This window comes from Streptomyces sp. NPDC002577, assembly GCF_053594815.1.
Window position 1 is genome coordinate 1 of the sequence record NZ_JBSFWK010000028.1, and the last position, 14,991, is coordinate 14,991.

The window sequence follows — 14,991 nt, forward strand, 5'->3', positions numbered from 1 at the left end:
TATTTCACTTTATAATTTCCTATTCAATTCCCGATCTGACACCCACTCGGCCGGGGGCCCCCCCCCCCCCCCCCCCCCCCCCTCTCCGTATGCCTCTTGAAAAGCCTCTTCAGGTGGCTGCCAGATGTGGCGCCAGAGCGCCGCTCAGCAGGCCTCCAGCCGCCCCCGCCGTACCGAATACGCCACGAACCCGGCCCCGAGGCCCAGGAACAGCGTGCCGCCGATCACGTACGGGGTCGTGTCGATGCCGCCCGTGTCCGCCAACCGTGCGCCGGTGCCGGACTCTTCGGTGGACGTGGTGGCGACCGAGGTGCCGGATGAGGCGGCCGACCCCTGCGTTCCCTCGCTTCTGATCGTCGCCGTCGTCGCCCCGCGCTGCACCTCGGAGAGCGCCTTGTCGGTGGTCGCGTTGGCGGACGGGACGAACCACAGGGCGCCCAGGAGGGTGCCTGCGGCGGTGGCGGTGAGCAGCGATCGGCGTGCGGCGGACACGGTATCGATCCCCCTTGTGGCGCTGGTGATTTGGCCGTGTGCGGCGATGTTAGTGAAAGCGGTGGGTCACGGGAAAGTCACGAGGGAACGAAACAGCGTCCGGGCCGTACGATCCGGCCTATGAGCACCCCTGAGACATCCCGCTTTGTTCGGCTCCGTGTGGAACTGGTCCTTGAGATCGAGGATTCCGGTGCGCTCACCGGCGCCGCACTCCAACGCATCGCCGAGGACGAGGACATGCCGGCGGACGAGCGTACCCACGCCGAGTTCGCCGTCCAGGAGGACGAGGCCGAGGCCATCGCGTATCTCGTGGACCCGTTCGACCTGGTCGGCGACGTGCCCGGAGTGGATCTCGCCCAGGCCTCCTGGAGCAGCGAACACGTCGACTACGACCCGGACTCGCCCGAGTGGGAACTCGGCGACGAGGACGACGGGGACGACGAGGACGACGACGCCGCCGACGACCTGGACGGCGAGGACGTCGACCGCATCGGCTGATCGACTGCTGTAGCAGCGGCGGAGAGCTGTAGCAGCACAAAGCGGTAGCGGCGGCGCGGAAAGGTGTCGCAGCCCACACCCCGGACGGCAACCGCCGTCCGGGGTTTCTTCGTCTCCTATGGCGCTGCTACAACAATCAACATCAGCAGTAACAATCAGCACGACAATCGCATCAACAACCGCAGCACATCCACTCATGGCTCGTCACGACCGCACCCTCAGTCACCGAAGCATCTGCAGACCCAAAGAGGCTTGGCAGAGTGGCGTATCCCACAGTCCTAACGGTCGTGGAACGGCACGAATCGGACAGTACGTTGGGAAGGTCTGCGGATAAATTTTTCTGGTTCGGGGATTCGGCAACGATGGAGAAGCGTGTGATGACGGACGGTAGGCGGCGCAGGGGGTTCACGACTGTGGCCGCCGTGCTCGGCAGTGTGCTGATGCTCTCGGCCTGCAGCGGAGGCAGCAGCAGCGCCGCCGACGACAGCTCTTCCGGCAGCGGCTCGCAGGCCAAGGTCGACGAGGCGGCCGCGAAGAAGACCTCCGAGGCGCAGATCAAGATCACGCCCAAGGACGGCTCCGAGAACGCCTCCATCAACAACGGCACCGCGGTCACGGTGAGCAAGGGCACGCTCACGAACGTCACCATGACCAGCTCCAACGGCACGGCCGTCGCAGGCCAGATATCCGCGGACAAGAAGAGCTGGAAGCCCAGCGCCCAGCTGGCGCGGGCCACCACGTACAAGATCGTGGCGGCCGCCAAGGACGCCAACGGCCGAGCCGCGCACGAGAACGCGTCGTTCTCCACCGTCGCCCCGGCCAACAGCTTCATCGGCTACTTCACGCCGGACGCCGGCTCCACCGTCGGCGTCGGCATGCCGGTGTCGATCAACTTCGACAAGGCGATCACCAACAAGGCGGCCGTGCAGAAGGGCATCACGGTCAGCTCCAGCAGCGGCCAGGAGGTCGTCGGCCACTGGTTCAGCACCAACCGCCTGGACTTCCGCCCCGAGCAGTACTGGCAGGCCGGCTCGACCGTGACCCTCAAGCTGAACCTCGACGGCGTCGAGGGCGCAAGCGGCGTCTACGGCATCCAGCAGAAGACGGTCACCTTCAAGATCGGCCGCAACCAGGTCTCCATCGTCGACGCCCAGACCAAGACCATGAAGGTCACCCGGGACGGCAAGACGATCAAGACCATCCCGATCTCGGCCGGTTCGCCCGAGAACACGACGTACGAAGGCCAGATGGTGATCTCCGAGAAGTTCAAGGAGACCCGGATGAACGGCGCGACCGTCGGCTTCACCGACGACGACGGCAAGGGCGAGTACGACATCAAGGACGTGCCGCACGCCATGCGCCTGTCGAGCTCCGGCACGTTCATCCACGGCAACTACTGGGGCGCGAAGTCCATCTTCGGCAGCGTGAACACCAGCCACGGCTGTGTGGGCCTGTCGGACACCAAGGGCGCCAACGACCCGAACACCCCGGCCGCCTGGTTCTACAACAACTCGATCATCGGTGACGTCGTCGTCGTCCAGAACACCGGTGACAAGACCATTGCCCCGGACAACGGCCTCAACGGCTGGAACATGGACTGGGCCCAGTGGAAGGCCGGCTCCGCGGTCTGATCCCTGATCCGAGCCCTTCCCGGCACCTGAGCTCCACATACGCCGATGGCCCGCACCCCCGCCGGGGTGCGGGCCATCGGCGTCAGCCACAGCTGTCCTCAGCCGTCTCACATCCGTTCTCATCCTTCTCTTATCCCGGGCTTATCGCGTCATCAGGGTGCGGCCCTACCGTCGCGCCATGTTCTTCACCTACCTGAGGCGCGAACTGCGCCGCCGCAGAAAGGCGGCCCTCGTCGTCGCCTCCGGGCTTGCACTGGGCATCGCACTTGTCATCGTGGTCAGCTCCGTGTCCTCCGGCATGAAGCAGGCGCAGAGCAAGGTCCTCGAGTCCTTGTACGGTCTCGGGACCGACATGACCGTCACGAAGGCCGCCACGCCGCCGTCGGACAGCGACAGCAGCAGCGGGCGCCCGCGCTTCAACTTCGACGCCCAGGACAGCGACTCCAGCAAGGAGCAGAGCAGCGACCGCGTCATGGTCCAGGGCTTCCAGACGCTGTCCTCGACGACCGTCACCAAGGTCGGCAAGCAGAACGGGGTCTCCGACGCGGTCGGCGGACTGAGCCTCAGCGTGGTGAAGGTCAGCGGCCAGTTCCAGCGCGGCACGTTCAAGCAGAACGAGAGCAGCGGCAGCAGTGGCCAGCAGGGCGGCCCCGGCGGCGGCGAGGGCGGCTCCAGCGGTCAGCCGCAGGGCGAGGTCCAGGGCGGCGGCGCCCAGTTCGACGTCAACAGCTTCACGCTCTACGGCACCGACGTCACCAACCTCGACCTCGGCCCGCTCACCTCCTCCAAGATCACCAAGGGTCGTACGTTCAAGAGCTCCGAGACCAGCGCCAAGGTCGCGGTGGCCGACAGTTCGTACGCCAAGGAGAAGAAGCTCGCCCTCGGCGACACCGTCAAGATCTCCGGTACCAAGTTCAAGGTCGTCGGTATCGCGACGGCGGACAGCGGTGACGCGGCGGCCAACCTCTACATCCCGCTCAAGCAGGCGCAGACGCTGTCCGACTCGAAGAACAAGGTCACCACGGTCTACGTCAAGGCGACCGACTCGCAGCAGATCGACGCCGTCAAGAGCACCATTCAGAAGAACATCTCCGGTACGACCGTGACCACCTCGGCCGACCTCGCCGACACCGTCTCGGGTTCGCTCTCCACGGCCTCCAACCTCGCCTCGAACGTGGGCAAGTGGCTGTCCATCGCGGTGCTCGTGGCCGCGTTCCTCGTCGCCGGCCTGCTCACCATGTCGGCCGTCTCCCGCCGCGTACGCGAGTTCGGCACCCTGAAGGCGCTGGGCTGGAAGTCCGGGCGTGTCACCCGCCAGGTCGTCGGTGAGGCCGTCGTCAACGGGCTCCTCGGAGGTGTCCTCGGTATCGCTCTGGGCCTCGCGGGCGCGTACGCCGTCACCGCCGTCAGCCCGACCCTCCAGGCGCAGCTCGGCTCCACCGGCGGCGCTGGCGGCACGGGCGGTCCCGGCGGCATGGGCGGCGGAATGGGCGGCCCCGGACGGCAGACCGCGTCCAAGGCGCTCGAGGTCGCGCTGACCGCGCCGATCAGCCTCAGCACCGTCGGTGTAGCCGTCGGCCTCGCCGTCGCGGGCGGGCTCATCGCGGGTGCCTTCGGCGGCTGGCGCGCCTCCCGGCTGCGGCCCGCGGACGCGCTGCGCCGCGTCGAGTAGACGCATCAGCCCCGGCGGCCGGGTCGTCCCGATCCCCCCGGGGGCGGCCCGGCCGTCGGACACCGCGTCCCGCATCCCGCGTCCCGTGCGCGTACCCCCTTACTTCTCGCAGGAGTTGCACCCACCATGTATGAACTCAGAGGCGTCACCAAGCAGTACCGCCGGGGCAAGGAAACGGTCCATGCGCTCGCCGGCATCGACCTGACCATCGGCGACGGCGACCGGCTCGTCATCCAGGGCCCGACCGGAGGCGGCAAGTCCACGCTCCTCCAGATGCTCGGCGGACTCGACCGGCCCACCTCGGGCAGCGTCGAGCTCGACGGCACCGACCTGGCCAAGCTGTCCGAGGCCAAGCTCACGAAGGTGCGGTCCGAGTCCATCGGTTTCGTTTTCCAGAGCTTCAACCTCATTCCCACGCTGAACGCTCAGGAAAATGTCGAGACGGCGCTCGTACCGCTCGGGATCAAGGCCTCGGAGCGGCGCGAGCGGGCCGCCGAGGCGCTGAAGTCCGTCGGCCTCGGCGAGCGTCTCGGACATCTGCCGTCCGAGATGTCCGGCGGCCAGCAGCAGCGCGTGGCCATCGCGCGCGCCCTGGTCAAGCAGCCGAAGGTGCTGCTCGCCGACGAACCGACCGGAAACCTCGACGAGTCCATGCGCGACGAGATCATGGACGTGCTGGAGACCATGTGGAAGGAGCACGGGCTGACCTTCATCATGGTCACCCACGACTCCGCGATCGCGAAGAAGGCACCGCGCCTGGCGACGATCCGCAAGGGAAAGATCACGGTCACCGAAAGGGCTTGAGTCCGCGGCGAAATCCTTATCCCAATCGACTGAAGTCTTTCCAAAATGGCTTGATCGGAGCCAACCGACCCGTTTTCGGCTCTTCACACAGGCCTCAGTATTGATCAGCTGTTCGCCCCCCGGCATACTCCGTAAATCCGGGGGGCGTACGGGCATACGTGCGGCACAACCCCCGGCCGGGTGAACCAGGTTCACCCGGCACTTTTCGTCTCAGGGGGAGACTTGCGCAGACAAGTGAAAAGAGCGTGCGCAACCACCGTCGCCGCGGCAGCCGCCGTGGCGCTGGCGGCGGGTATGACCAACCCGGCGTCCGCAAACGGTGCGAACAGCAGCACGTCCCGGGCCGGGGGCGCCGACCTCGGGCCGGGGCACCGCATCACGCTGATCACCGGCGACCGCGTCCTGCTCGACGCGAAGGGCCATATCGCCGGGCTCGAACGCGCCAAGGGGCGCGAGCACATACCCGTACAGACCCGGACGGCGGACGGGCACACCTATGTGGTTCCCTTCGACGCACAGCGCCTGATCGCCTCCGGCAAGATCGACCAGCGACTGTTCGACGTCACGGAGCTGAACAAGGCCGCCAACCGCAAGGCCCAGAAGAACGGCCTCAAGCTGATCGTCGGCTACAAGGGAGCATCGGCCGCCACCGCCAAGGCGGAGGTGCGCGACGCCGGCGACACCCAGGTCCGGCGGACCCTCAAGACGCTGAACGCCGACGCGGTCACGACGCCCAAGGACGACGCCGCGAAGCTGTGGGACGCGCTCACCCGCGAGCAGAGCAACGGCACCGTCACCACCACCGCCGGTGTCGGCACCGTCTGGCTGGACGGCATCCGCAAGGCGAGCCTGGACAAGAGCGTCCCGCAGATCGGCGCGCCCAAGGCGTGGGCGGCCGGCTACGACGGCAAGGGCGTGAAGATCGCCGTCCTGGACACCGGCATCGACGCGACCCACCCGGACCTCAAGGACCAGGTGGTCGCCGAGAAGAACTTCTCCACCTCGGCCGACGCTGTGGACCGTTTCGGGCACGGCACGCACGTCGCGTCCATCGCGGCCGGTACGGGTGCCAAGTCCGGCGGCAAGTACAAGGGCGTCGCCCCGGGAGCCAAGCTGCTCAACGGCAAGGTGCTCGGCGACGACGGCTCCGGCGACGACTCCGGCATCATCGCGGGCATGGAGTGGGCCGCCGAACAGGGCGCCGACGTCGTCAACCTCAGCCTGGGCGGCCAGGACACCCCGGAGATCGATCCGCTCGAGGCCGAGATCAACAAGCTGTCGGCCGAGAAGGGCATCCTGTTCGCCGTCGCGGCGGGCAACTCCGGCCCCAACTCGATCGGTTCGCCGGGCAGCGCGGACGCCGCGCTCACCGTCGGCGCCGTCGACGACAACGACAAGCTGGCCGACTTCTCCTCCACCGGACCGCGCGTGGGCGACGGCGCTATCAAGCCGGATGTCACCGCGCCGGGTGTGGACATCACCGCGGCCGCGGCGCCGGGCAGCGTCATCGACCAGGAGGTCGGCGAGAACCCCGCCGGCTATCTGACGATCTCCGGTACGTCGATGGCGACCCCGCACGTCGCCGGTGCCGCCGCGATCCTCAAGCAGGAGCACCCCGACTGGACGTACGCCGAGCTGAAGGGCGCGCTGACCGCGTCCACGAAGGGCGGCGACTACACGCCGTTCGAGCAGGGTTCGGGCCGTATCCAGGTCGACAAGGCCATCACGCAGAGCGTCATCGCCGACCCGGTGTCGGTGAGCTTCGGTGTGCAGCAGTGGCCGCACACCGACGACACGCCGGTGACCAAGCAGATCACCTACCGCAACCTGGGCACCAAGGACGTCACCCTCGACCTGACGGCGACGGCCACCAACCCCAAGGGTGCCGCGGCCCCGGCCGGCTTTTTCACGCTCGGCGCGAAGCAGGTCACGGTCCCGGCGGGCGGCAAGGCCTCGGTCGACCTGACGGTCAACAGCAAGCTGGGCGGCACGGTCGACGGCGCCTACTCCGCCTACGTCGTGGCGATCGGCGGCGGCCAGTCCGTGCGCACGGCCGCTGCGGTCCAGCGCGAGGTCGAGTCGTACAACGTGACGCTCAAGAACATCGGCCGCGACGGAAAGCCGACCGCGAACTACTTCACCGACCTGTCCGGCATCTCGGGTCTCGCCGAGAACAGCTGGTTCTCGCCGTACGACGCGTCCGGCACGGTCACGGTCCGCGTCCCCAAGGGCGGCTACATCCTGAACTCCTCCACGGTCGCCGACCCGGAGGACGCCACCAAGGGCATCGACTGGCTCGCCCAGCCGAAGCTGAGCATCACCAAGGACACGACGATCACCCTCGACGCCCGGACCGCCAAGCCGGTGGACATCACCGTGCCGGACGCGGCCGCCACGTCGGTCTTCGCGTCGCCGTCGTACACGGTCGACACCGCCGACTCCAGCTTCGGCTACGGCTGGTGGCTCGACACGTACGACAACTTCCACACCCGCGGCCTCGGTCCGCAGATCACCGACGGCTCGCTGTCCCAGCAGTGGGACGGGCACTGGACCAAGGGTGACGACGCCCAGTACGACACCACGACCGGCGCCACTGTGAAGCAGCTCGCCACCGGCTACACCAAGCACTACAAGGCGAGCGAACTGGCCACCGTGAAGGTCGGCCTCGGCGCGTCCGCCAAGGGCAAGACGGGTGCGGTCACCGCCTGGGGCTACCTGCCCGGCAACTTCGGCGGCTCGGCGGTCTCCCTCCCGCAGGCGATGCCCGGCACGCGGACGCTGTACCTGTCCACGGCGAACAAGGTGCAGTGGAGCTTCGACGTCGAGCAGTACGGCGGCACGGACGAGGACGGCTTCCCGGTCACGGAGGCGTTCTACACACTCGGCACCCCGCAGACCTTCAAGGCGGGCACGACCTACTCGAAGACGTTCAACACCGGCGTCTTCGGGCCGCGGCTGGGTACCGACTACGGCGTCTTCCGGGACGGCAACAGCATCGCGGGCTACCTGCCGATGTACGCCGACGGCAAGAACCACGCTGGTGCCTCGGTGTACCTGTCCGTGAAGTCGACGCTGTACCGCAACGGCACCAAGATCGTCGAGAACGAGGACCCGCTGGACGGCTCCGGCGAGTTCAAGGTCCCGTCCGCGGAGGCCGAGTACAAGCTGACCACGTCCATCAGGCGCAGCGTCAAGGTCGGCACGGCCTCCACCCGCGTCGACACCAGCTGGACCTTCCGCTCCAAGAAGACCAGCGACAGCACGCAGCTGCCGCTGTCCACGGCACGCTTCGGCCCGGCGCTCGCCCTGGACAGCACGGCTCCCGCCGGCAGGACCCAGTCCGTCCCGGTGACGATCCAGGGCGCCGCCAAGGGCAGCAACCTGAAGTCGCTGTCGGTGTACGTGTCGTACGACTACGGCCAGACCTGGAAGAAGCTGACCGTGAAGAACGGCAAGGTCACCGTGAAGAACCCGGCGAAGGGCAAGGGCATCTCCTTCCACGCCAAGATCACGGACAAGAAGGGCAACAAGTCGACCGTGTCGATCTACAACGCGTACTACGGCAAGTGAGCGGACGCAGGACGCTACGTCCGACGACGTAGCCGTTCAGCTGACCGCTGATACGCGGGGCGGCCCGCCGGAACCTCATGGTCCGGCGGGCCGTCCGTGTTTCGTCTCTCGAACAACCTCACCGCGGCAGGCGCCCCGCCTCACTCGCGTCGACGCCCCAGCTGGCCAGCAACCGCAAGGCCTCCGCGGACGGAGACCCCGGCTCCGCGTAGTACACGATGATTGCCTGCTCATGATCGTCGGGAAGCTTGAACGTCTCGAAGGAAAGGGTCAGTTCCCCGACGAGCGGATGCCGCATCCGCTTCACGCCGTGGCTCTTCTCCTTCACGTCGTGCGCGGCCCACAGCCGCCGGAACTCCTCGCTCTTCACCGACAGCTCGCCGACCAGCGCAGACAGCCGCGGGTCGTCGGGATGGCAGCCCGCGTCCATGCGCAGATAGCTGACCATGTCGGCCGCCTTGGTGTCCCAGTCCACGAACAGTTCGCGGTAAGCGGGGGACAGGAACACCATCCGCGCCCAGTTACGCTCCTGCGGCGGCAGCTCCGACCAGTCGCCGAACAGCGCCGCGGCCATCCGGTTCCAGGCGAGGATCTCGGAACGCCGCCCCGTCACATAGGCGGGCACGCCGTCCAGCGTGTCGATGAGCTGCCGCAGCGCGACCCGTACCTGCTGCGTCCGGGCGGACGGCTTCTTCTTGTGCCCCTTCGGCTTGGCAAGATGCGTCAGATGGGCGTGCTCGGCGTCGCTCAGGCGCAGGGCGCGCGCGATGGCGTCCAGCACCTCCGCCGACACGTTGCGGCCGTTGCCCTGCTCGAGCCGTGTGTAGTACGCCACGGAGACCCCGGCGAGCTGGGCCAGCTCCTCGCGGCGCAGCCCCGGCACCCGCCGGTGCCGCCCGAAGTCCGGCAGGCCGACGTCCTCCGGCTTCAGCCGGGCCCGGCGGGTGCGCAGGAACTCGCTCAGCTCGGCACGCCGGTCGAGCGGCTGCTCCGGGCGCGGCTGCTCCAGGCTGGAGCCGGCCGCGCTCTCCTCACCAGGGTGTATGTCCATACGGCCCAGTATTCACGGTCGTATTCCGGTCGTACGCACACGAACCTGACCCCGCCAGTAGTAGGACCAGTGGTCGTAGGCAGAGCCGTGGTCTGGGTGGCTTCGCGGTCTTCCGGCAGGATTGCGGCCGTGCCCGGCGGAAAAGGCAGCCGGGCACGGCAACCCCCCGAGGAGACCCGGCAATGACCACCGCTTCCGCCGTTTCCGCTGTTCCCGCATACGCCGCGCCCGCACCCAAGGCGCCGCTGGAGCGCACCACCATCGAGCGCCGCCCGGTCGGCGAGTTCGACGTGCTGATCGACATCAAGTTCGCCGGCATCTGCCACTCGGACATCCACCAGGCCCGCGAGGGCTGGGGCAAGGCGACCTTCCCGATGGTGCCCGGCCACGAGATCGCCGGTGTCGTGACCGAGGTCGGCCCGGGCGTCACGAAGTACGCCGTCGGCGACCGCGTCGGCGTCGGCTGCATGGTCGACTCGTGCCGTGAGTGCGAGAACTGCCAGGCCGGCCTCGAGCAGTACTGCCTCAAGGGCAACGTCGGCACGTACAACGCCATCGACAAGAACGGCGACCCCACCTACGGCGGCTACTCCACGCACATCGTCGTCGACGAGAACTTCGTCGTGCGCATACCGGACGCCCTGGCACTCGACGAGGCCGCGCCGCTCCTCTGCGCCGGCATCACCACGTACTCGCCGCTCAGGCACTGGAACGCCGGCCCCGGCAAGAAGGTCGCCGTCCTCGGCATGGGCGGCCTCGGACACATGGGCGTCAAGATCGCGCACGCCCTGGGTGCCGAGGTGACCGTCCTGTCGCAGTCGCTGCGCAAGAAGGACGACGGGCTGAAGCTGGGCGCCGACCACTACTACGCCACCAGCGACCCGGAGACCTTCGAGAAGCTGCGCGGCACCTTCGACCTGATCCTCTCCACGGTCTCCGCGCCGCTGGACTTCGGCGCCTTCCTGTCGCTGCTCAGGACGGACGGCGCGCTGGTGAACGTGGGCGCCCCCGAGGAGCCGATCTCGCTCAACCTGTTCTCGCTGATCGGCGGCCGTAAGACGCTCGCCGGCTCGGGCATCGGCGGCATCCGGGAGACCCAGGAGATGCTCGACTTCTGCGCGGAGCACAGGATGGGCGCCGAGATCGAGGTGATCCGCGCCGACCAGATCAACGAGGCGTACGAGCGGGTGCTCGCCAGCGACGTGCGGTATCGCTTCGTGATCGACACGGCCACGATCTGAGCTTCTGGGCACCATCTGAGCTCGGGGGGCGCCTGGCGGGCGCCCCCCAGAGCCGTTTCCAGGCCGTCTGCAGGCCGTTTCCGGGGCCGGGGACCCAGGCCGAGCGGCGGACCGGAACTCGGCCGATCGACGGATGCCACGGCCGGTGGCGGCTGCCTAGCGTGGGAGGTGCCGAAGGCGACGGCCGAGGTCGAGGCCGAAAGCCAAGGCATGACACCCCCTGGGGAGGCCCCACGATGTCCGTCGAGCTGAACCACACCATCGTCGCCGCGCACGACAAGAAGGCGTCGGCGCAGTTCCTCGCCGATCTCCTCGGCCTGGAGACGAGCGCGCCGTTCGGCCCGTTCATCCCGGTCGCCACGCACAACGGCGTCACGCTGGACTACATGGACGCCGAGGGCGAGATCACCTCTCAGCACTACGCGTTCCTCGTCTCCGAGGCCGACTTCGACGCCATCTTCGCCCGCATCCGCGCCGCGGGACTCACGTACTGGGCCGACCCGTACCACCGTCGCGTCAACGAGATCAACACGAACGACGGCGGCCGCGGCACGTACTTCTCCGACCCGAACGGCCACAGCATGGAGATACTGACGCGGCCGTACGGCAGCGGGCGCTCCGGCTGACGGATCGCGTCTTCCGGATGGCGGCATTAGCCGTGAATCGCCGAAATGGGCGGGGAAACGGAGTCGGCGGGCATTTTCATGATCCGCGGTATTCCCGCGACTGAGGCGGTCTCGTAAACGGCGGCGATTCCCACCGTCCCACCGTCACGCCGCCGTGTTGCCGCGCCGCCGTGACGCCGCGGCAATGCGGCAACCCCGGAATCCCGCAACCTCGCCGGAATCCAGGCACGGCCGCTTCCTTGCCCGGACCGCAGATTCCCGTGATCGCGTAACTGGCTCGGCCTGGCGGGATACGCCGCCGGACGGGTGGCGGGAGGGCCGGTCCATGTGAACGTGGCGCAGGCCAGTCGGCCCAGTTCCGACGCCCGGAGCAGTGCCGCCAAGTGGAAGCCGGGACGGCCCTTCCGAGCAGGCGGAGGCAGGGGCATGAACTTTCGAGCCCATGGAACTGGTTTCGAGCCGGCGGAAGCCGAGGACAGCCCTTTCTGGCGCATGGAATCGGCTCAAGCCATTTCGGGCTAGTCGAAGTTGTTTCGAGAAGCGGAACTCCAGAGGTAGATCAAAAAGCCGCCTCGAAGATCCCTGATCTTGCGTTTCCGCAGCCGATGGTGATGCGTTCGGTGGATGAGGCGGTGATCCGGACGGGTGGCTTTTTCCGGATGTACGGCATGTGTCGGTCCGATTGCGGCGCCACTGGGCTCGATCTACCGTTCAAATGCCACCGAGAATCCGACAAATGCCTGCGGGCCTGGGTGCTTGCCCCTGGCCTTATGGTCGTGGCCTTCTGCCCGTGGTCTTATGCCCGAGGCTTTTTCTGTGCCGGATTTTCATCACATTCATCTCGCGGAGGATTCATGTCCGTAATGACCGGTACTCAGCCCCTGCAACAGCAGCAGTTCGGCCAGCAACTGGGCCAGCAGCCGATCGCGCAGGCGGTTCAGCAGGCAGTCCAGCAGGCCTGTCAGCAGGCTGCGCAGCAGGTCGCGCAGCGAGTACAGCAGACGTTCCAGCAGATCCAGCAGATCCAGCAGCAGCTCCAGCAGCAGGGCCTCGCCCAGCAGGCGCACCCGTACCTGGCACTCGCGTTGCACCGCTCGCTGCACAGCGGCATCCGGCACGCCGTTGAGCAGTCCGTGCAGCAGGCGCTGCCGACGGCGATCGTGACGCTGCTCCAGCAGTCGCAGCAGTCCCAGCAGGGCATGGGCCAGCAGTGGGGCGGCGGGTACGGCCAGCAGGGCATGGGTCAGCAGTGGGGCGGCGGGGGCGGCCAGCAGCCGTACCAGCAGTACCAGCAGCCCGGGTTCGGCTTCGGCCAGATGACGCAGCAGCCCTTCGGCATCGGCTGACGCCAGGGCGGCAGGTGCGGTGTGCCAGGAGACGTCCGGGCACACCGCATCACCGTGGGGCACGGGCCGCGTGGGGACACGTGCCGTCACCGCGGGAGCGCGGGCCGTCCGCTCGCCGGATCAGGAGCACCCGGCAGGGGCACCCGGATCAGGAGCACCCGGCAGGGGCACCCGGACCCGGAGAGCACCCGGACCAGGGGCACAGGGAACGACAGAGGCGTGGTGAAGGTGGACGTGATGGTCAAGAACAGGCCCGAAAACGGAAGCGACAAGGAGTCCGGGGGTGCGGGGGCGGCCGGATCCGGGCGCGCCGGCAAGGAGGAGGAGCCCGGCAGGAAGGGCGCCCGGTCGCAGGTGTCGGTACGGCCGCGCCGTGAGCGGTACCTGGTGACGCCGCTGCCCCAGTACATGCTCCCGCCGGCGGTGGCCGAGCTCAGCATGGACGCGGTCTGCGACCGGCTGGAGCGGATGCCCGAGGTCAGAGTCGTCCGCAGGCTCCAGCCGTCGGCGAAGCTCGAGGGGGCCGGGCTGCGCCCCAACTGCCCCGAGATCGCCGTGGTCGAAGCGGCCGAGGACCAGGTGCCCGCGATGCGGTCGGTACACGTCCACGTCGAGCCGGACCTGCAACTGGGCGGCACCGGCCCGGCCCCCACGGCGACCGCGGGCGTTCTCCCGCTCAGCGATCCGGGGATGGTCGTGCCGCTGGAGCATGCGCAGGAGATCTCGCTGCGTGTCTCCGGTCCGGACGGCGAACCGCTGGCCGGGGCAGGGGTGTTCCTGATCGGATCGTCGTGGCCGGTCCAGGGCATCACGGGCGACGACGGCACGGCCACCATCGTGCTGGCCACGGAGACAGCGCAGTCCATCCAGGCCCTGTACGTCCGCCCCGCGGGCGGATACGTGGACCGCTGGATCAACCGCCCCGACCTGTCGATGACCGAGGAGAACCTGGTCACCCTCACGCCGCTGACGAAGGTGTATCCGGGTCTCGACGAACGGCAGCAGTACGGCTGGGGCCAGCAGGCCATGCGGCTGGACCGGCTGCCGCCCACCTTCCGCGCCTTCGGCATCAAGATCGCGATCATCGGTTCGGGCATCGCCACGGACCACGCAGATCTGAAGGACCGAGTGCGCTCCGGCGTCGACATCGTCGGCGGTACGGAACGCGGCTGGGCCCACGACATGGTGGGCACCGGCACGCATGCGACGGGCATCATCGCCGCGGCGGACACCGGCACAGGCGTCATCGGCATCGCCGTCGACGCCCAGATCGAGGCCTGCCGGGTGCTGCCCGGCGGCTGCTTCAGCGACCTGATCGCGGCCCTCGACCACTGCATCGAGAACGAGATCGACATCGCCCACATCGGCGTGGCCACCCCGTACCCGTCGGCACTGGTCTCGCGGAAGCTCGCCGACGCCCATGCCGCGGGGATCGCGTGCATCGCCCCCGCGGGCGACACGGCCGGCCCCGTCGCCTTCCCCGGCTCGCTGCCCACCGTCTTCACCGTCGGCGCGCTGGGCGCCCTCGGCTCGTATCCGCCCGACACCTCACAGGCCACCCACGCGGCCCCGCCCCTCACCCCCGAGGGCCTGTTCGCGGCGCGGTTCAGCTGCTTCGGCCCCGAGGTCGACGTGGCGGCCCCCGGCGTGGCGGTCCTGTCGTGCTCGCCGCACGGCGGATATGCGGCGCTGGACGGCACCAGCACCGCCTCCGCCCATGTCGCCGGACTCGCCGCCCTCGTGCTCGCCCACCACGAGGACTTCCGCGGCGACCTGCCGCCGCGCGGACCCGTCCGGGTGCAGCACCTCTTCGACATCATCGCGTCGAGCTGCCGCCCCCTGGCCGCCCCCGGCACCCTCGAGGGCGCCCGCACCGGCCGCGGCCTCCCCGACGCCCTGGTCGCACTGGGCCTGACGCCCGGGGTGCAGCTGGCCCCGACGATGGCCCCGCCGTCCATGGCCGGTTACGGGCCTTACTCCATGGCGGGGTACGGGCCCGCGCCGTACTGACCCCTGCCGAGTCGCAGCAGAACTCGGCGAACTGCCACAGACGGGCGCGG

The 14,991-nt window shown here is 68.5% G+C and carries 11 protein-coding genes; 8 read left to right on the forward strand and 3 right to left on the reverse strand.

Annotated features, from left to right (window positions below; genetic code table 11):
• Positions 1-144: 144 nt before the first annotated feature.
• The gene (locus ACWD4J_RS28250) at positions 145-492 is read right to left on the reverse strand and encodes an LPXTG cell wall anchor domain-containing protein (RefSeq protein ID WP_451398255.1); all 348 of its coding nucleotides are present in this window, start codon (positions 490-492) and stop codon (positions 145-147) included.
• 120 nt (positions 493-612) lie between these two features.
• On the opposite strand from ACWD4J_RS28250, the gene ACWD4J_RS28255 reads away from it, so the two are divergent.
• From ACWD4J_RS28255 to ACWD4J_RS28275, 5 genes are all read left to right on the forward strand, one after another.
• Positions 613-990, forward strand: a complete 378-nt coding sequence (locus ACWD4J_RS28255; protein ID WP_451398256.1) for a hypothetical protein — start codon at positions 613-615, stop codon at positions 988-990.
• Positions 991-1,367: 377 nt separating this feature from the next.
• Positions 1,368-2,621: a L,D-transpeptidase gene (locus ACWD4J_RS28260; protein WP_451398257.1), complete on the forward strand. Its 1,254-nt coding sequence runs from the start codon at positions 1,368-1,370 to the stop codon at positions 2,619-2,621.
• Positions 2,622-2,799: 178 nt separating this feature from the next.
• Positions 2,800-4,293 carry an ABC transporter permease gene (locus ACWD4J_RS28265; protein WP_451398258.1) on the forward strand — a complete coding sequence of 498 codons (1,494 nt, stop codon included), beginning with the start codon at positions 2,800-2,802 and terminating at the stop codon, positions 4,291-4,293.
• 126 nt (positions 4,294-4,419) lie between these two features.
• Complete coding sequence (locus ACWD4J_RS28270; protein WP_451398259.1) at positions 4,420-5,097, forward strand: ABC transporter ATP-binding protein; 678 nt, start codon at positions 4,420-4,422, stop codon at positions 5,095-5,097.
• 234 nt (positions 5,098-5,331) lie between these two features.
• Entirely contained in the window at positions 5,332-8,667 is a 3,336-nt protein-coding gene (locus ACWD4J_RS28275; protein ID WP_451398260.1) for a S8 family peptidase, read from the forward strand.
• 118 nt (positions 8,668-8,785) lie between these two features.
• Here ACWD4J_RS28275 and ACWD4J_RS28280 read toward each other — a convergent pair whose 3' ends face one another.
• The gene (locus ACWD4J_RS28280) at positions 8,786-9,718 is read right to left on the reverse strand and encodes a helix-turn-helix domain-containing protein (RefSeq protein ID WP_451398261.1); all 933 of its coding nucleotides are present in this window, start codon (positions 9,716-9,718) and stop codon (positions 8,786-8,788) included.
• A 182-nt stretch (positions 9,719-9,900) separates the two neighbouring features.
• On the opposite strand from ACWD4J_RS28280, the gene ACWD4J_RS28285 reads away from it, so the two are divergent.
• On the forward strand, positions 9,901-10,959 hold the full coding sequence (locus ACWD4J_RS28285; protein WP_451398262.1) for an NAD(P)-dependent alcohol dehydrogenase: 1,059 nt from the start codon (positions 9,901-9,903) through the stop codon (positions 10,957-10,959).
• A gap of 236 nt (positions 10,960-11,195) precedes the next feature.
• Positions 11,196-11,585: a VOC family protein gene (locus tag ACWD4J_RS28290; protein WP_451398263.1), complete on the forward strand. Its 390-nt coding sequence runs from the start codon at positions 11,196-11,198 to the stop codon at positions 11,583-11,585.
• Positions 11,586-12,421: 836 nt separating this feature from the next.
• On the opposite strand, the gene ACWD4J_RS28295 is transcribed toward ACWD4J_RS28290, so the two are convergent.
• The gene (locus ACWD4J_RS28295; protein WP_451398264.1) at positions 12,422-13,021 is read right to left on the reverse strand and encodes a hypothetical protein; all 600 of its coding nucleotides are present in this window, start codon (positions 13,019-13,021) and stop codon (positions 12,422-12,424) included.
• Between the two features lie 147 nt (positions 13,022-13,168).
• Here ACWD4J_RS28295 and ACWD4J_RS28300 point away from each other — a divergent pair, with 147 nt between their 5' ends.
• Positions 13,169-14,941, forward strand: a complete 1,773-nt coding sequence (locus tag ACWD4J_RS28300; RefSeq protein WP_451398265.1) for a S8 family serine peptidase — start codon at positions 13,169-13,171, stop codon at positions 14,939-14,941.
• The last annotated feature ends 50 nt before the right edge of the window (positions 14,942-14,991 follow it).